The organism is Streptomyces sp. NPDC007983 (assembly GCF_042958345.1).
GTDB lineage: Bacteria > Actinomycetota > Actinomycetes > Streptomycetales > Streptomycetaceae > Streptomyces.
On the sequence record NZ_JBIBJI010000011.1, the window covers coordinates 42,078 to 60,720 of the forward strand.

An 18,643-nucleotide genomic window follows, 5' to 3' on the forward strand; every position below is an offset into this window, starting at 1 on the left:
GACGGCCGTGACGATCGGGTTGATGTGATATGACGGACGACGAGAAGCTCCGCAGCTATCTGAAGCGGGCGACGGCCGATCTGCGCCTGGCCAAACGGCAGTTGCGCGAGGTCGATGAGCGGGCCCGGGAGCCCATCGCCATCATCGGGATGGCCTGCCACTTCCCCGGTGACGTGGCCTCTCCGGAGGACCTGTGGCGGGTGGTGAGCGAGGGGGCGGACGTCATCTCGTCCTTTCCCGAGGACCGCGGCTGGGATCTGGACGGCCTCTACGACCCCGATCCCGAGCGTGCCGGGACGAGCAGCGCCCGCGAGGGCGGCTTCCTCCGCGATGTGGCCGACTTCGACGCCGACTTCTTCGGGATCAGTCCGCGCGAGGCCGCGGCGATGGACCCGCAACAGCGGCTGCTGCTGGAGACGGCGTGGGAGGCGTTCGAGCGCGCCGGTCTCGACCGCGACGCGCTGAGCGGGAGCGACACCGGGGTGTTCGCGGGGGTGGACTCGTACCACTATCTCTCGCTCATCGGGCAGACGACCGGTGACGCGGCGGGCTATGTCGCCACCGGAAACCTCGGCAGTGTGGTGTCGGGGCGGGTGTCGTACTCCTTCGGTCTGGAGGGCCCGGCGGTGACGGTGGACACCGCGTGTTCGTCGTCGCTGGTGGCGACGCATATGGCGGCTCAGGCGCTGCGGCAGGGCGAATGCACCCTGGCCCTGGCCGGCGGGGTGACGGTGATGGCGACGCCGGGCGGCTTCACCGAGTTCTCCCGTCAGCGCGCGCTGTCGCCGGATGGGCGGTGCAAGGCGTTCGCGGCGGCCGCGGACGGCACCGGCTTCTCGGAGGGTGTCGGTTTGGTGCTGCTGGAGCGCCTGTCGGACGCGCGGCGCAACGGCCACCGGGTGCTGGCGGTGATCCGTGGTTCGGCGGTCAACCAGGACGGGGCGAGCAATGGGCTGACCGCGCCGAACGGGCCCTCCCAGCAGCGGGTCATCCGGCAGGCGCTCGGCAACGCCCGGCTGTCGCCCCGCGAGGTGGACGCGGTGGAGGCGCATGGGACCGGTACGACGCTCGGCGACCCGATCGAGGCGCAGGCGCTGCTGGCCACGTACGGACAGGACCGGCCGGACGGTCGGCCGTTGTGGCTCGGCTCGGTCAAGTCCAACCTTGGGCACACCCAGGCCGCGGCCGGGGTGGCCAGTGTCATCAAGATGGTGATGGCGATGCGGCACGAGCTGCTGCCCGCCTCGCTGCACATCGACGAGCCGACCCCGCATGTGGACTGGACCGCCGGTGAGGTACGGCTGCTGACCGAACAGGTCCCCTGGGCGGCGGACGACCGTCCACGCCGCGCGGGCGTGTCCTCCTTCGGGATCAGCGGCACCAACGCCCATCTGATCCTGGAAGAGGCGCCGGAGGAGGCGGGACGGGCCGTCGCGCGACCGGGCACCGATGACGTCGGCGTCGTGCCGTGGGTGGTGTCGGCGCGGAGCGCTCAGGCGTTACGGGGTCAGGCGCGGGCGCTGGCCGAACGGGTGGCCGCCGACACGGACGTAACGCCCGCCGAGGTGGGATGGTCGCTGATCCGCACCCGGTCGGTGTTCGACCACCGCGCGGTGGTCCTGGGCGAGGAACGCGACGAACTGATGGCGGGGCTGACGGCGCTGGCCACCGGTGATACCCACCCCGGGGTGGTCGAGCTCGGCAGCGCGGTGGCTATGGGCGGCACAGGTCCGGTGCTGGTGTTTCCGGGGCAGGGCTCGCAGTGGGCCGGTATGGGCGCCGCACTGCTGGACGACTCCCCCGTGTTCGCCGCCCGCGTCGCCGAATGCGCACAGGCCCTGACCCCGCACGTGGACTGGTCCCTCACCGACGTTCTACGCGGCAACCCTGGCGCCGCCGACCTCGGCCGCGTCGACGTCGTACAGCCTGTGTTGTGGGCCGTCATGGTCTCGCTGGCCGCCGTATGGGACGACTACGGCGTCACCCCGGCAGCCGTCATCGGCCACAGCCAAGGAGAAATCGCCGCAGCCGTAGTGGCCGGTGCCCTGTCGCTGGACGAAGGCGCCAGGATCGTAGCCCTCCGCAGCCAGGCCCTACGCAAACTCGCAGGCGGCGGAGCCATGGCCTCCCTCGCGATGAGCCAGAACCACGCCGAGGAATTCCTGACCGGCCTGGGTCGGCCGGCCGAGGGCGTCGGCGTGGCCGCCGTCAACGGACCCGGATCCGTCGTCGTATCCGGCCCACCCGACCACATCGCCCACACGGTGACAGCATGCCAAGAAGCCGGTAGCCGAGCACGCCTCATCGACGTCGACTACGCCTCACACGGCCCCCAGATCGACGAAATCACCGACCAACTCACCGATCTCCTGGCCGGTATCGAACCGGCCCAGGCGGAAGCGGCGTTCTACTCCACCGTCACCGGCGGCCGGATCGACACCAGCGGTCTGGACTCCGGCTACTGGGTGACGAACCTGCGCGAGCGCGTGCGGTTCGCCGATGCCGTACGGGCCCTGCTGGACGACGGCCACCGCGTGTTCATCGAGGCCAGCACCCACCCCGTACTCACCGTCGGCCTGCAGGAAACCTTCGAGGAAGCGGGCGTCGGGGCCATCACGGTGCCCACGCTGCGCCGCGACCACGGCGGGAGGGCGCAGCTGGCGCGGTCGGTGGCCCAGGCCTTCGCGGCAGGCGTCGAGGTGGACTGGTCCCGCTGCTTCCCGACCGACCCGGCCCCCCGCGTGGTCGACCTGCCGACGTACGCCTTCCAGCGCGCACGCTACTGGCTCGACGGAGCGTCCGGGCCCGGTGGCGATCCGGCCAGTCTCGGGCTGGTGTCCGCGGGCCATCCGCTGCTGGGCGCGGCGGTGGAGCTGGCCGAGGGGACCACGCGTCTGCTGACCGGCCGTGTGTCACCGCGGACCCATCCGTGGCTCGCTGAGCATGTGGTGGCGGGGGCGGTGCTGGCGCCGGGAGCGGTGCTGGTGGAGTGGGCACTGCGGGCGGCCGATGAGGTGGGCTGTGGCGGCGTGGAGGAACTGGCGCTGCAGCGGCCACTGGTGCTGCCCGCGTCCGGGGGTTTGCGGGTGCAGGTGGTGGCGGGCGCCGTGGCGGAGGACGGGCGGCGGGACGTGGCCGTGTACACGTGCCCGGATGACACACGGGGCCCCGCGGAGTGGGTGTGTCACGCGACGGGTGTGCTGGCCCCGCCCGCCGACGCCCCCGGGCAGGCGGAGGGGCTGGGTGGCGTATGGCCTCCGGTGGGCGCGGAGCCGCTGGACATCGACGGGTTCTACGAACAGGTGCGGGCGGCCGGTTACGGGTACGGACCGGCGTTCCAGGGCCTGACCGCCGCCTGGCGGCACGGCGCGGACATCCTGGCCGAGGTGGTCCTGCCCGATGCCGCCGGTGACCGGAGTGGCTTCGCGATCCACCCGGCGCTGCTGGACGCGGCGCTGCATCCGTCGCTGCTCATGGACCGGCCGGAGGGGCAGGAGCACGACGACCGCGTACGGCTGCCGTTCGCGTGGAACGGTGTGTCCCTGTGGGCGTCCGAGGCGACCAGCGTGCGAGTCCGGCTGTCCCGCGACGAGGAGCGGCAGGCGCTGCGGATGACGGTGGCCGATCCGGTGGGTGCGCCGGTTCTGACGGTGGACTCGCTGGTCACGCGCCCGGCGGGTACCGAGGGGTTGCGGGGGGCCGCGGCGGGGTGCGGGGTGGACGGGCTGTTCACGCTGGGCTGGACTCCGCTTCCGGTGCCCGCCACGGCGCCGTCCGCGCGGTCGGTGGTGGGTGACGGCGACTGGGTGGTGCTGGGCGAGGATCCGCTGGGCCTGGCGGTCTCGGTGGCACAGGGCGCTGAGAAGGACGGCACGGACCAGGACGTTGCACGCTATCCGGACCTGGATGCGCTGATCGCGGACATCGACGCCGGTGTGCCCGCTCCGTCGGTAGTCCTGACGGCCTGCCACGCATCCGGGGACGTGGCCGACGCCCGGGACGGTCTGCGGGCGGTGGACGGGTTGCTGGGACTGGTGCGGGGGTGGCTGGGGCGGGCGGCGCTGGCCGATGCCCGGCTGGTGGTGGTCACGCGCGGCGCGGTGGCTTCCGGTGAGGACGTGGCGGTGGATCCGGTCGGGGCGGGGGCGTGGGGGCTGATCCGTAGCGCCCAGTCGGAGAATCCCGAACGGTTCGTTCTGCTCGACCTCGATCCGGGCGCCGAACGCGGCGCCGCCGCAGGGGCGGTCGTCCGTGCGGTGGAGCTGCATGAGCCGCAGGTTGCGGTGCGTACGGGACGTGTCCTGGTGCCCCGGCTGGGGCGCGCCGGTGCCAGTGCCAGTGCCGGTGCCAGTGCCGGTGCCAGTGCCGCGCTTCCCGCTGACGCCGAGGGAGCACCGGGCGCCGGTGGGGTACTCGATCCGGACGGCACCGTGCTGATCACCGGCGGGACGGGGACGCTGGGCGGTCTGGTCGCCGAACACCTGGTGCGCACCTGGGGTGTCAAGCATCTGCTGCTCGTCGGCCGAAGCGGCCCGCAGGCCCCTGGCGCCGGCGAACTGGCCGGTCGACTGGGTGAGTTGGGTGCCCACGTACGAATCCGCGCTGTCGATGTCACCGATCGGGCGGAGGTGGCGGGTCTGGTCGCCGGGGTCGACCCGGCGCACCCGCTGACCGGTGTCGTCCACGCCGCCGGTGTGCTGGACGACGCCGTGCTCACCTCCCAGACTCCGGAGCGGCTGGCCCGGGTGTGGGATCCGAAGGCGACGGCCGCGGCGCATCTGCACACGGCGACGGCGGATCTGCCGCTGGCCCTGTTCGTGATGTTCTCCTCGACGGCGGCCACTCTGGGTTCGTCGGGGCAGTCCAACTACGCCGCGTCGAACGCGTTCTGCGATGCCCTGGCCGCCCACCGTCGCGCCGTCGGCCTGCCGGGGGTGTCGGTGGCCTGGGGCCTGTGGGCCGACGCCAGTGGCATGACCGGACACCTGGGCGAGGCGGACCGGGCCCGGATGGCCCGCTCCGGCATCGGGGCGATGTCCGGTGAACGGGCGCTGGGGCTGCTGGACGCCGCCGTCCGGCACGGCGCGCCGCATCTCGTCGCCATCGACCTGGACGTACGAGCGCTGGCCGGGCAGCCCGCACTCACCCTGCCCGCCCCGCTGCGGGCGCTCACCGGTGGCGGTCCGGCGCGGCGCACCGCCGCCACCGGCCGGGCGCACACCGACTGGTCCGGCCACCTTGCCGCGCTTCCCCGGGACGAGCAGCACCGGGTGCTGCTCCATCTGGTGCTCACGCACGCGGCGGCCGCGCTGGGCCACTCCGATCCCGGCCGGATTCCGGCCGAGCGCGGCTTCCTGGACCTGGGCTTCGACTCGCTGACCGCGATCGAGCTGCGGAACCGGCTGACCGCCGTCACCGGGCTGCGGCTGGCCACCACGCTCATCTTCGACCAGCCCAACCCGGCCGCCCTCGCCGCGCATCTGCACACCGAGCTGGCGCCGGGGGACGTGGATCCGCTCACCCCGGTGCTGGGCGAGCTGGAGCGGATGGAGGGCACGCTGCTCACCGCCGCCCGGGACGAGGCGGCGTGGGACGCGCTGCGCAAGCGCCTGCGGAGCACGCTGTCGAAGCTGGACGCCCTGCACGGCGGCCCGGCGGAGGGCGGCCCGGTGAGCGGCCGCATCCAGGACGCCAGCGCCGACGAGATCTTCCAGTTCATCGACCAGGACCTTGGCCGTGGAGACAGCGACGGAGAGCACATGGGAGCACACGTTGATTGACGAACGAAGCCGGAAGAGGCTCATCCTCGAGCACAGCCGTCGGCTGAACGCCGCGGACGTGGACGGGCTGCTGGAGCTGTACGCGGACGAGGTCACCTTCGAGGATCCGGTCGGCTCGGGCGCGCGGAGCGGGCGCGACGCACTGCGGGCGCACTTCGAGGAGCTGGCCGCGGCTGGTATCGCCGAGGTTCCCGGTGAGCCGGTGGCAGGGCAGGACGGTGTGCATGCGCTGGTGCCCGTCACCGCCACCATGGGCTACCTCCCGAAGGGGCCAGGATTCGCCGACCACGGCTGGCTGACGGCGCCCGACACTCCCGAGGAGGCCCGCATCACCTGGGACTACGTGCTGATGGTGCGCGCGGGGACCGGTGGCCTCATTCAGGAGCTGCGGAAGTTCTGGGGGAGGTCCGACATCGACACGACATCGGCATCGGCACCGGCACCGGCACCGGCACCGGCATCCCGGAGCGGCACCCCGCGATCTGACGATCCGCGGCCGCGGAATCGCACAGGAGGCGTTCATGGCCGATGAGGCGACCCTCAAGAAGATGGCCGTGGAGTATGCGCGGCGCATGAACGCCGGTGATGTGGACGACGTGCTCGCACTGTTCTCGGACGACATCGTCTTCGAGGACCCGGTCGGCGCGCCGCCGCTGATCGGTAAGGAGGCGCTCCGCGAGCACATCGCGTGGTCCATCGAATGCCAGGTGCACGAGACGCCGGGCCGCCCGGTCACTTCGATGGACGGCCGGCGGGCGGCGGTGCCGACCACGGTCACGGTCTACGCGCCGACGAAACTGACCTTCAACATCATCGGTGTCATTGAGCTCGGTGATGACGGTCTGGTCCATCACGCCCAGGCGTTCTGGGGCATCACGGACACCAAAGTGGGTGATGGCCCCGAACTCACCGGCGTCGCGCACTTCATGGCCGTCACCCAGAACCTCGCTCGGATGGTCCAGGCCAAGGGCAGCCCCAGTCCGATGTAAGTGGTGAAGGGACGAAAGCAGAACCATGACCGAACCGAAGCGCGGAATTGTCCTGGGCGGCGGCTGGGCGGGGATGTTGGCCGCGCATGTGCTCGCCCGCCATCTGGAGAGCGTCACCGTCGTGGAGCGCGATGTGCTGCCGGACGGGCCCCGTCACCGCAAGGGTTCGCCCCAGGCGCGCCACGTCCATGTGCTGTGGTCGAGTGGCGCCCGCATCGTCGACGCGCTGCTGCCGGGCACGATCGACCGGCTGCTGGGCGCGGGCGCCCGCCGGGTCGGATTTCACGAGGACCTGGTGACGCTGACCTCGCACGGCTGGCAGCACCGCTTTCCGCCGCGGCAGTACGCCATCATGTGCACCCGGCCGTTCCTGGACTGGATCGTCCGCGACCAGATCCTTGCGGCCGGGCGGATCTCCGTACGGTCACGCGCCGAGATCCTCGACCTGGCCGGAGACGGCAAACGGGTCGCCGGGGCGCAGGTGCGGGACATGGACACCGGGGCCCTGGAAACCCTGGAAGCGGACCTGGTGGTCGACGCCTCGGGGCGTGGATCCCGGCTGCGGCACTGGCTGTCGGCGCTGGAACTGCCCCCGGTCGAGGAGGACATCGTCGACGCCGGCATCGCGTACGCCACCCGGGTGTTCCGGGCGCCGCCGGGGGCCACCACCGGATTCCCCGCCGTCAACGTGGCCGCCGACCACCGGGTGCGTGAGCCCGGCCGCTTCGGCGTGGTCTACCCGCAGGAGGACGGCACCTGGATGGTGACGCTGTCCTGCACCCGTGGCGCCGGGCTGCCCACGCACGACGACGACTTCCTGCCGTACGCCCGGACCCTGCGCCATCCGCTCGTCGCCGACCTCATCACCCTGGCCGAACCGCTGACGTCGGTGGCGGTCTCCCGAGTCGGCGCCAACCGTCGGCTGTATCCGGAACGGCTGGACACCTGGCCGGAAGGGCTGCTCGTCCTCGGGGACGCGCTGGCCGCGTTCAACCCGATCTACGGCCATGGGATGAGCGCCGCCGCACGCGGTGCCGCCGCGCTCGACGCGGAGCTGCAACGGTCCGGATACGACCCGGCGCGGACCCGGCGGGTGCAGCAGGCCGTCAGCGCCGTGGTGGACGACCCGTGGATCATGGCCGCGTCCAAGGACGTCGAATACGTCAACTGCCGTACCAATGTGACGGATCCCCGGCTGACCGGCGGGGCGGTGGCGCGGCAGCGCTTCTCCGACCTCATCTCCGACCGGGCGATTCGTGCCTCCGCGGTGTGTGACGTGGTGACCGATGTGATCAGCCTGGCCGCCCCGCAGTCCGAGCTGGCGACCAGTCGCTTCCTGTCGCTGATGCAGCAGGACCGGCCGCTGCCGGAACTCACCGCGCCGCCGCTGCGCCCCGAAGAACTCGCCCTGGTGGATCTGAATCCGCGCAGCACGGTGGCCGGGCGACCGTCATGACGAACGAGGAAAAGCTCGTCGACTACCTCAAGTGGACCACGGCCGAGCTGCACGAGGCCCGGCGGCAGCTGCGGGATCTGCGATCGGAGCGGGAGTCGGAACGCGAGTCGGAACGGGAGGAGCCGATCGCGATCGTCGGCATGGCCTGCCGCTTCCCCGGCGGGGTGAGCACACCGGAGCAGCTGTGGGATCTGGTGGCCGGTGAACGGGACGCCGTCTCCGGCCTTCCCACCGACCGCGGTTGGGATCTGGAGCGGCTCCACGACTCAGATCCGGGCCACCATGGCAGCTCGTACGTGCGCGCGGGCGGATTCATCTATGACGCGGGCGCGTTCGACGCGGAGTTCTTCGGCATCGGCCCCCGTGAGGCCGCGGCCATCGAACCGCAGCAGCGGATGCTGCTGGAGCTGGCCTGGGAGGCCGCGGAGAGCGCGGGCATCGATCCGCTGACGCTGCGCGGCAGCTCCACCGCCGTGTACACGGGCGTGATGTACCACGACTACGCCGCACGGCTGAGCGAGATCCCGGACGATCTGCTGGGGCACGTGGGGAACGGCAGCGCCGGAAGCGTCGCATCGGGCCGGATCGCGTTCACCCTGGGGTTGCGGGGCGCGGCCGTCACCCTGGACACGGCGTGTTCGTCGTCACTGGTGGCGATGCATCTGGCCGCGCGGTCCCTGCGTCAGGGGGAATGTGCCCTGGCGCTGGCCGGCGGAGCCGCGCTCATGTACACCCCGAGCGTGTTCCAGGCGGCCTCCGGCCAGCAGCAACTCGCCCCCGACGCGCGGTGCAAGTCCTTCGCGGACGCGGCCGACGGCATGGTGTACGGGGAGGGCGCCGGTCTGGTGCTGCTGGAGCGGCTGTCCGACGCGCGGCGCCACGGCCACCAGGTGCTCGCGGTGCTCCGCGGTTCGGCGATCAACCAGGACGGCGCCAGTACGGGCATGGCCGCGCCGAACGGCCCGGCCCAGCAGGAACTGATCCGGGACGCGCTGGCGAACGCCGGGCTGTCGGCGGCCGAGGTGGACGCGGTGGAGGCGCATGGCACCGGTACCGCGTTCGGCGATTCCATCGAGGTGCAGGCGCTGCTGGCCACCTACGGTCAGGAGCGGCCGGACGGCCGGCCCCTGCTGCTGGGGTCGGTGAAGTCGAACATCGGGCACACCCAGGCCGCCGCCGGGCTGGCCGGTGTCATCAAGATGGTGATGGCCATGCGGCACGGGGTGCTGCCGCGCTCCCTCCACATCGACCGGCCCACCCGGCTGGCCGACTGGCGCAGGGGCGCGGTGCGGCTGCTGACCGAGCGGACGGCGTGGCCGGTACGCGACGAGGGCCCGCGGCGCGCCGGGGTGTCCTCCTTCAGCGCGAGCGGCACCAACGCCCATCTGATCCTGGAGCAGGCGCCCCCCTGTTCTGATTTCGATGCCGGTGATGTTCCGCCCGGCGGAGTGGTGCCCTGGGTGCTGTCCGCGCGTGGTGCGGCGGCGTTACGTGGCCAGGCACGGGCTCTGGCCGCCCATACCGCCCGGGATGCGGGCGTGTCAGCGCGCGATGTGGGGTGGTCGCTGGCCACGACGCGTTCGGTGTTCGACCACCGGGCCGTGGTGGTCGGCGAGGGGCACGACGAGCTACGGGCGGGGCTGGAGGCGCTGGCCGTGGGTGAGCCGCATCCGGCCGTGGTCGGGCCGGGTGTGGTCGGTACCGGCGGGACGACTGCCACGGCGAGCCGGACGGAGTTCCTGTTCGACGGCGGAGGCGGACGGTGTACGGGGGCGGGCCGCGAACTGTACGACCATTTCCCGGTGTTCGCCGCCGCCTTCGACGAGGTGTGCGCACTGCTGGGGAGGGCGGGGGAACGTCCGCCGCCGGGCTCGGAAGCCGGGCTGTTCGCGCTGCACATCGCGCTGGTCCGGCTGCTGGACGCCGCCGGGGTACGGCCCGATGCGGTGACGGGTGACTCCGTCGGTGCGATCGCCGCCGCGCATGTCGCCGGTGTCTTCGGCCTCTCCGACGCCTGCCGCCTAGTCGCTGCCGGTCCAAGCGAACTCCCCCGGGCCATCGGCACGGTGTCCCTCTGCCGCCCGGCGATCCCGGTCCTCGACAGCCTCACCGGTCTGCCCGTCGACGAGCGGATCAGCACGCCCGGCTACTGGTGCGACCGCGACACGGCCGGCCCGCGCCCCGAAGCTCCGAACCCGGGCGAAGCCGATGTGGTCTGGGAGCTGGGGCCCGGGCGTGGTCTGCCGGACGAGGTGGCGCCACTGGTGCTGTCGCCGTTCGGTGGCGACGGCGAGCGATCGGAGGTACGCGAGCTGATGTACGCGCTGGCGCGGCTGCACACCACGGGCGCCACCGTCGACTGGGCCGCCCTCTTCGTCGGCGCCACACCACCACGTACCGTCCCGTTGCCCACCTATGCCTTCCAGCGGCAGCGGTTCTGGCTGGAGAACGCATCGCGCACGGATCCCGCACCGGTGACCGAGACATGGGTGGACACCGAGTTCTGGGACGCCGTGGAGCACGCGGACATGGCGGCCCTCACCCGGACCCTGAATGTGCCCGCGGAGCGGCACGACCTGCTACGGGAGATCCTGCCCGCGCTGGCCACCTGGCGGCGGCAGCGGCAGTGGCGGCACCGGATCGCCTGGCAAGCCATGACCGAGGTGGTGGCACCACGGCTGTCCGGCACCTGGCTGGTCGCGTCGGCCGACGGCCCGGCCGTCGACTCCGTTGTCGCCGCGCTGCGCGAGCACGGTGCCGACATCGTCGAACTCGGGCCGGACGGCCCGTCGGTCCGTGCCCTCGCCGAGCGGATATCCGACGCCGCCACCGGGCGGTTCGTCGGAGGTGTGCTCTCGCTGTCGGCCCTGGAGGAGACGCGGCCCCCGGCCGAGGACGGCCGAAGCCCAGCGCTCGCCCCGACCATCTCGCTGGTCGAGGCGGTCGAGCGGGCCGGGATCGAGGCCCCGGTGTGGGTGGCCACGCGCGGCGCGGTGAGCGTCGGTCGCGGGGATCCGCTGAGCCGTCCGGAACAGGCCCAGCTCTGGGGCCTGGGCCGCGCGCTCGCGGTGGAACGTCCGCGCTGCTGGGGCGGCCTGGTCGATCTGCCGGACCGGTTCGACGCCCGGGCCGGACGGCGACTGGCGAGCGTCCTGGCGGGTCTCCACGGCGAGGGCGAAGTGGCCGTGCGCGCCGACTGCTGCTTCACGCGACGTCTGGCGCGTGACGCGCCCGGGCGGGCCACCACCGACGGCCGATCGGCGACGCGAGGCTGGACGGCGCAGGGCACGGTGCTGATCACGGGGGCGGCTAGCGCCCTGGGCGCGCACACCGCCCGCTGGGTGGCCGGAGCGGGCGCGGACCGTCTGCTCCTCCTCGACACCACGGCCCCGGACGACGATCTGCTCGCCGACCTGTCCGCCTCGGGCGCACAGGTGTCCGTCGCCACCGTCGACCCGGCCGATGCGGACGCGCTCGCCACCGCCATGGCCGCTCTTCCGGCCGACGCGCCGCTGACCGCGGTGCTGCATCTCGCGGTGCCGCCACCCGATGAGACCGGGCCGCTGGACGCGGCGCGGATCGAGCGCACGTGGCCGACAGCGGTGGCGGCGGCCAGGAATCTGTGCGCTCTGAGTCTGAAGAGCGACCTGTCGGCCTTTGTCCTCAGCTCCTCGGCCGTGGGTGTGCTGCCCGGCCCGGGGCTGGGCAACCAGGCTCCGGCCCACGCCTATCTGCACGCGCTCGCGCAGGAGTGCCGGGCGCGGGGCGTTCCGGCGACCTCGGTGTGCTGGGGCACGGGAACGTCCGCACTGTCCCCCCGAGCGGCGGCCGCCCTGCTGCGGCAGGCGGTCGTGGAGGACACGGTGTCCGTGGTCATCGCGGACATCGACGAAGCACCCACCAGGCGGGAGAAACGATGAACGCGTTCACGGCGGTCAATGGCAGCGCCCCCGGCGATTCCTCCGAGCCCCAACCGAACGGATCCGATATGCACACGGAACAGAGCGAGGCCCAGCTCGACGGCGCGGCCCTGCACCAGGCACTGGCCATCGCCACGGCGGAGGAGCGCGAGGACATCCTGCGGGAGACCGTACGGACACAACTCGCCGACATCCTCTCCCCCACCCCGATCGACGACAACAGCAATTTCCTCGAGAACGGGCTCACATCGCTGACCGCGCTCGAACTCACCCGCAAGCTGATGACGCTCACCGACGTGGAAATTCCGCTGGTCGCCATTCTCGAATATCCCACCCCCGCCCGGCTCGGCCACTATCTCGCCGAGGCGTACGCGGCGGTCAACAGCGGGGATGGCGCGACGGCATAGCGTGCCGCGATACGCCGACGCCGGGCGGGAGGGGGACCATTCCCTCCCGCCCGGCGTCTTCCGGTCCCTTGCACGCTTAAGTGCCGCTAATGCGCTATCAGTTGACCGGCGCTGGATCTCGAATCACCCATGGTGATCCGGCTAGAATTTCTGTATGGATCTTTCCGTGCCCGTAACCGACGATGTGAAATTACATTTCCGACACCGGCCTGGAACCGCATCCCCCGCATTCCTCCTGGTGCATGGCATGGCCTCGAACGCCCGCATGTGGGACGAGGTCGCCGATCATCTGGCCGCCGCGGGCCATCCGGTGTACGCGGCCGACCTGCGCGGCCACGGCGATTCCGACACCCCGGAGAAGGGGTACGACACGCAGACCGCCGTCGCGGACCTGGTGGCGGCCTGCGCCGCCCTCGAGCTGTCCGGGGTCGTACTGGCCGGGCACTCCTACGGCGGCAACGTGTCGGTGCGGCTGACCGCCGAGCATCCCGAGCTGGTGGCGGGGCTGGCCCTGGTCGACGGCGGCTGGCTCGAACCCGCCAAGGCCTTCCCTTCATGGGAGGCGTTCGCCGGCGCGCTGCGCCCGCCCGCGCTGGACGGCGCCACCGTGCAGAGCGTGAGTGACTACTTCCGGGACATTCACCCCGACTGGTCCCCGGCGGCGATCGAAGCGGCCGTGGCCACCATGCGGGAGAACTCGGACGGTTCGCTGTCCCGGCGTATGACCCTCGAACAGCACACGTCGATGCTGCGCAGCATCTGGGACGAGCCACCGAGCCCGTGGTACCCGGCCATTTCGGTGCCCACCCTGCTGATGCCCGCCATCCCCAAGGGCGCGGACCGGCAGTGGGCCGACCGTATCCGGTCCCGGATCGAGGCCACCACGGCCACGCTGCGCGGTGCGACCATGCGCGAATACCTGGACTCGGAGCACGATCTGCACGCCCAGCATCCCCAGCGGGTGGCGGAGGACCTGCTCGGCCTGGCCCATACCGTCCGGCAGGCCCTCTGACGTCCGATGACACCGGCCTCGCGAAGCACCCCCGTACGGCGAGCCGTACGGGGGTCCTTGACGAGGGCTGTCGGGCCCCGGCCGCTCAGGTTCCCCATTCGCGGTCGATGAGGGCGAACACTTCGTCGGCGGTGGCGGCGGCCAGGTCCTGCTCGTCCGCCGGTGCCCCTTCCTCGCCCGCGGTGGCCGTGTACTTCCACAGGAGGCCCTGCAGCCGGTTCACCAGACCGGCGCGCCGCGGGTCTTCGGCCGCCATTCCGGCCAGCGCCGCCTCCAACGCGTCGAGGTGTCCGAGCCCCGGATGGGCGCTTGCGGGCTCTTCCGGGGCCAGTTGAGCCAGCAGAGAGCCCGCCAGGGTCTCCGGTGTCGGATAGTCGAAGACCACCGTCGTCGGCAGGCTCAGCCCGGTGGCGGCACGCAGCCGGTTCCTGAGCTCCACCGCCGCGATCGAGTCGAAGCCCAGTTCCTTGAACGGCCGCCCCGGGTCGACCGCCTCCGCCGCCGGGTAGCGCAGTACGGCGGCCACGTGGCCGCGTACCAGGGCGAGCAGCCTCCCGGCCCGCTCGTCCTCGTCCAGCGCGGCCAGCTCCTCGCGCAGCGCCACGGCGCCGTCCTGGCCGGCCTCCCCCTCGGCGGGCTCCTGCGCGGCCTCGATGGCCTGGCGGGCGGCGGGCACCGTGTCGAACAGCCTGCTCGGCCGGGCGAGGGTGAACAGGGGCGCGAAGCGTTCCCAGGTGACATCGGCGATCGTCATCTGCGGATCGTCGTGGTCGAGCACGTGCCGCAGGGCGTTCAGCGCCCGCCGCGGATCCAGCGGCGACAGTCCCTGGCGCCGGGAACGCTCGGTGTACGGGGCCAAAGGGTGCCGCGTATCGGCGGCGTCCGACAGATCCCACAGCCCCCAGGCGATCGAGACGGTGGCCCGGCCCTCGGCCCTCCGGTGCTGCGCGAGCGCGTCGAGGTGGGCGGTTGCGGCGGCGTACGAGCCGTGGTCCTTGCTGCCCCATGCCGTCGCGACGGTGGAGCAGTGGATCACGGTGTCGTCGGGGCCGAGACCGCAGGCCGCCTCAACCTCCTCTTGTACGTACGCGAGTTGAGCGGTGATCTCATCGGCCAGCCACTCCGGTGTCAGCTCCGTCAGCGGTGCCAGCGCACCGGAGGTCGGGGTGTGCACGACCGTCCCGATCCGGGCGCCCTCCGAAACCAACTGTTCGATGGTACGGATGGCCCCCGCCCGGTCGCCTGGTGCGCGGTCGGCGACCGTCAGTTCGGCGCCGAGCCCGTCCAGCTCGGCCTTCAGCGCGGCGCTCCCCTCTCCGTCCTGATGGCCCAGCAGGATCAGGCGCTTCGCGCCATTGGCCGCAGCCCATCGGGCGATGTGGGCCGCGGGGCCGGTGGTGTCGCCGGTGATGAGCACGGCGTCGCGCGGCGTCCAGGTCCGTGGCGGCGAACCGCCGCCGATGGGGGCGGGGGCCAGCCGTCGCCCGTACGCGCCCGAGGGTCGTAGCGCGACTTGGTCCTCGCCGGACGCCCCGGTGAGCAGTGCCCGCAGCCGGGCCGGGTCCAGCGCTTCGGGGGTCGCGGGAAGGTCGAGTAGTCCGCCCCACAGTGCGGGGTGTTCGAGGGCGGCGACCCGGCCGAGCCCCCAGAGCTGGGCCTGTGCCGGAGCGGCCACGGGGTCGGTGTCTCCGACGGACACCGCCCCTCGCGTGACGCACCACAGGGGCGCCGTGACGTTCGCGTCCACCAGCGCCTGCAGCAGGGTGAGCGTGCCGGTCAGACCGGTGGCGGCCGCGCCGTGCGGCCCAGGGTGTGCGGAGGCGTCGAGTGCCAGGAGGGACAGGACACCGGTCGGTGGCTCCGCATCGGCGTACCGGTCGTGCAGCAGCTTCGTGAGCCGTGTCCGGTCGGTGTCCTCGGTTACGGTCAGCTCGTCCACCTGTCCGCCGCCCACGCTCAGCGCCTGGACGCAGGCGTCCACCCAGCCGTGCGCGCCGTCGGCCGGGCGGACGACGAGCCAGGTGTGCGCGCCGTCCGGAGTGTTGTCGGTGAGGTCGGAGAGGGGCTGCCACTGGATCCGATAGCGCCAGGAGTCCACGGCGGACCGCTCACGCCGCTCGCGCCGCCACGCGGAGAGCACCGGCAGCACCGTGCCCCATGCCGACCTCGCGCCATGGTCGTCGGGGAGCCGCAGCGTGTCGGAGACGGCCCGCAGGTCCTCACCGTCGACGGCGGCCCAGAACCGCTCCTCGTCCTCGTCCGCCTTCGGCGTCGCGTGGGTCGGCACCGCGTCGGGCAGCCAGTACCGCTCGCGCTGGAAGGCGTAGGTGGGCAGGTCGACGGTGCGCGGGGCCGCCGGGCCGGTCGGGTGGAGGGTCGTCCAGTCGACCGTGGCCCCGGCGGTGAACGCCTGGGCGAGGGACTGGATCAGCTGGGCCCTGCCACCGTGGTCGCGGCGCAGGGTGGGCACGGTGACGGCCTCGACGCCCGTGTGCTCGAACGTCTCCTGCATGCCGATGGTCAGCACGGGGTGGGTGCTGGTCTCGATGAACGCCCGGTGGCCATCGGCCAGCAGCCCCTCGATGGCGTCGGCGAATCGTACGGGCTCCCGCAGATTCGTCACCCAGTAACCGCTGTCCAGGGTGACGGTGTCGAGCCGTCCGCCGGTGACGGTGGAGTAGAACGCCACTTTCGACGCGCTCGGCCGGATTCCGGCCAGAACCTCGGTCAGTTCACCGGCGATGTCGTCGACCTGCGGGCCGTGGGAGGCGTAGTCCACGTCGATCAGGCGCGCTCGCCCGCCCGTTTCCCGGCAGGCGACCACCGCGTCGGCCACCTGTGCCGGAGGCCCCGAAATGACGGTGGAGGAAGGGCCGTTGACGGCCGCCACCCCGAGCTCGGCGGCCCCGTCGCCGAGCCCGGCCAGCAGCTTGCTCGCCTGCTCATGGCCCAGGCCGAGAGACGCCATCGCCCCGCCGCCCGCCAGCCTGCGCAACGCCCGGCTGCGCAGCGCCACGACCTTGGCACCGTCCTCCAAGGACAGCGCCCCCGCCACCACGGCCGCCGCGATCTCGCCCTGACTGTGGCCCACGACCGCCGCGGGCGTCACCCCGTGCCCGGCCCACACCGCCGCCAGGGAGACCATCACGGCCCAGAGCACGGGCTGCACCACATCCACCCGGCTCATCTCGGCAGCGCCCTGAGCGTCGCGCAGGACATCGGTGAGCGACCAGTCGACGTACGGTGACAGCGCCCGCTCGCACTCCGCCACGCGCGCGGCGAACACCGGCGAGGCGTCGAGCAGCCCGGCCCCCATGCCCGGCCACTGCGAACCCTGGCCCGGGAACACCAGCACCGGGCCCGGCTCACCCGCCACGGCGGCGGCACCGGAGTGGACCAGGCCCGGGTGCGCGTCGCCGGCGGCGAGCGCCGTGGCGGCCGCCAGCAGCGCGTCCCGGTCCTCGCCGAGGGCGACGGCCCGGTGGTCGAACAGCGACCGTGTGGTGGCGAGCGACCAGCCCACATCGGCCGCGGGCAGCCGCGGGTCCTCCGCCACCCGTGCCGCCAGCGCCGCCGCCTGTCCCCGCAGGGCTCGCTGGCTACGGGCGGAGAGCACCCACGCGGTGAGGTCGTCGGCGTCCGCGTCCGGTACAGCCTCTGCGGCAGGCTCGGGCGGCTCGGGCGCCTGCTCCAGGATCAGATGGGCGTTGGTGCCGCTGATGCCGAAGGAGGACACTCCCGCCCGGCGCGGTCGCCCGCCCCTCGGCCACGCCACCGGTTCGGTGAGCAGCCGTACTCCGCCGCCCTCCCAGTCCACATGCGGCGTCGGCTCGTCGATGTGCAGGGTGACCGGCAGCGTCTCCTGCCGGAGGGCCATCACCATCTTGATCACACCGGCCACGCCCGCCGCGGCCTGGGCATGACCGATGTTCGACTTGAGGGAGCCCAGCCACAGGGGCCGGTCGGCCGGTCGGTCGCGGCCGTACGTGGCCAGCAGCGCATGCGCCTCGATCGGGTCGCCGAGCGAGGTCCCCGTGCCGTGCGCCTCCACCGCGTCCACCTGGTCGGGGGCGAGGCGTGCGTTGGCCAGCGCGTGCCGGATCACCCGCTCCTGCGCCACGTCGTTGGGGGCGGTCAGGCCGTTGCTGGCGCCGTCCTGGTTGACGGCCGAACCACGGATCACCGCCAGCACCCGGTGGCCGTGGCGGCGTGCGTCCGACAGCCGCTCCAGCAGTACCAGCCCGACGCCCTCGGAGAATCCGGTGCCGTCGGCGGCCGCGGCGAAGGACTTGCAGCGCCCGTCCGGAGCCAGTCCGCGCTGCCGGGAGAACTCGGCGAACGCGGTCGGGGTCGTGAGCGCGGTGACCCCGCCCGCGAGCGCCAGGTCGCATTCGCCCTGGCGCAGCGCCTGACAGGCCAGGTGCATCGCCACCAGGGACGACGAACACGCGGTGTCCACCGTCACCGCGGGCCCCTGCAGCCCGAAGGTGTACGCCACCCGGCCGGACACCACGCTGGTGAGGCTGCCGGTGGTGGCGTACCCCTCGAAGCCCTCGGGGATCCTGGGCATCCGGGTCAGATAGTCCTGGCTGGACACCCCGGCGTACACACCTGTCGGGCTGCCCTTCAGCGAGGCGGGGTCGATGCCCGCTCGTTCCAGCAGTTCCCAGGACACCTCCAGCAGCAGCCGCTGCTGCGGATCCATCGCGAGCGCCTCGCGCGGGCTGATGCCGAAGAACTCGGCGTCGAAGCGGTCGGCCTCGTGCAGGAATCCACCGTGCCGGACATAGCTGGTACCGGGGTGGTCGGGATCCGGGTGGTACAGGCCCTCCAGGTCCCAGCCGCGGTCGGCGGGGAACTCCTCGATCCCGTCTCCGGCCGAGGACACCAGCTCCCATAACTCCTCGGGCGAGCCCACCCCGCCGGGGTAACGGCACGCCATGCTCACCACGGCCACCGGCTCCTGGCAACGCTCCTCCAGGTCCCGAACCCGCTGACGGGCCTGCCCCAGATCCACCGTGACCCGCTTCAGGTAGTGGCGGAGCTTCTCTTCCGTACCCGACATCAGTCCTCACTCAC

General features: G+C 72.6%; 8 protein-coding genes. 7 read left to right on the forward strand and 1 reads right to left on the reverse strand.

The window, feature by feature from the left end; genetic code table 11:
• Positions 1 to 29 precede the first annotated feature (29 nt).
• From ACFZCY_RS29530 to ACFZCY_RS29560, 7 genes are all read left to right on the forward strand, one after another.
• Positions 30 to 5,780, forward strand: coding sequence for an SDR family NAD(P)-dependent oxidoreductase (locus ACFZCY_RS29530; RefSeq protein ID WP_391179815.1), 5,751 nt, complete (start codon positions 30 to 32; stop codon positions 5,778 to 5,780).
• Positions 5,773 to 6,312 (forward strand): nuclear transport factor 2 family protein, encoded by a 540-nt coding sequence (locus ACFZCY_RS29535; RefSeq protein ID WP_391179818.1) that lies wholly within the window; start codon positions 5,773 to 5,775, stop codon positions 6,310 to 6,312. The genes ACFZCY_RS29530 and ACFZCY_RS29535 overlap by 8 nt, the downstream gene beginning before the upstream one ends.
• On the forward strand, positions 6,302 to 6,769 hold the full coding sequence (locus ACFZCY_RS29540; protein WP_391179821.1) for a nuclear transport factor 2 family protein: 468 nt from the start codon (positions 6,302 to 6,304) through the stop codon (positions 6,767 to 6,769). The genes ACFZCY_RS29535 and ACFZCY_RS29540 overlap by 11 nt, the downstream gene beginning before the upstream one ends.
• Positions 6,770 to 6,794: 25 nt before the next feature.
• On the forward strand, positions 6,795 to 8,225 hold the full coding sequence (locus ACFZCY_RS29545) for an FAD-dependent monooxygenase (RefSeq protein WP_391179824.1): 1,431 nt from the start codon (positions 6,795 to 6,797) through the stop codon (positions 8,223 to 8,225).
• Positions 8,222 to 12,145, forward strand: coding sequence for a beta-ketoacyl synthase N-terminal-like domain-containing protein (locus ACFZCY_RS29550; protein ID WP_391179827.1), 3,924 nt, complete (start codon positions 8,222 to 8,224; stop codon positions 12,143 to 12,145). The genes ACFZCY_RS29545 and ACFZCY_RS29550 overlap by 4 nt, the downstream gene beginning before the upstream one ends.
• 68 nt (positions 12,146 to 12,213) lie before the next feature.
• A complete protein-coding gene (locus ACFZCY_RS29555) occupies positions 12,214 to 12,552 on the forward strand; it encodes a phosphopantetheine-binding protein (RefSeq protein ID WP_391179829.1) in 339 nt (112 codons plus the stop codon).
• Between the two features lie 154 nt (positions 12,553 to 12,706).
• Positions 12,707 to 13,564 (forward strand): alpha/beta fold hydrolase, encoded by an 858-nt coding sequence (locus ACFZCY_RS29560; RefSeq protein ID WP_391179832.1) that lies wholly within the window; start codon positions 12,707 to 12,709, stop codon positions 13,562 to 13,564.
• Between the two features lie 85 nt (positions 13,565 to 13,649).
• On the opposite strand, the gene ACFZCY_RS29565 is transcribed toward ACFZCY_RS29560, so the two are convergent.
• Complete coding sequence (locus tag ACFZCY_RS29565; protein ID WP_391179834.1) at positions 13,650 to 18,629, reverse strand: type I polyketide synthase; 4,980 nt, start codon at positions 18,627 to 18,629, stop codon at positions 13,650 to 13,652.
• Between the last annotated feature and the right edge of the window lie 14 nt (positions 18,630 to 18,643).

What these genes read in the sequence shown, in the direction of transcription:
- ACFZCY_RS29530 (WP_391179815.1), top strand. Translation starts at nt 30, where the DNA reads ATGACGGACGACGAGAAGCTCCGCAGCTATCTGAAGCGGGCGACGGCC.
- ACFZCY_RS29540 (WP_391179821.1), top strand. Translation starts at nt 6,302, where the DNA reads ATGGCCGATGAGGCGACCCTCAAGAAGATGGCCGTGGAGTATGCGCGG.
- ACFZCY_RS29545 (WP_391179824.1), top strand. Translation starts at nt 6,795, where the DNA reads ATGACCGAACCGAAGCGCGGAATTGTCCTGGGCGGCGGCTGGGCGGGG.
- ACFZCY_RS29550 (WP_391179827.1), top strand. Translation starts at nt 8,222, where the DNA reads ATGACGAACGAGGAAAAGCTCGTCGACTACCTCAAGTGGACCACGGCC.
- ACFZCY_RS29555 (WP_391179829.1), top strand. Translation starts at nt 12,214, where the DNA reads ATGCACACGGAACAGAGCGAGGCCCAGCTCGACGGCGCGGCCCTGCAC.
- ACFZCY_RS29560 (WP_391179832.1), top strand. Translation starts at nt 12,707, where the DNA reads ATGGATCTTTCCGTGCCCGTAACCGACGATGTGAAATTACATTTCCGA.
- ACFZCY_RS29565 (WP_391179834.1), bottom strand. Translation starts at nt 18,629, where the DNA reads ATGTCGGGTACGGAAGAGAAGCTCCGCCACTACCTGAAGCGGGTCACG.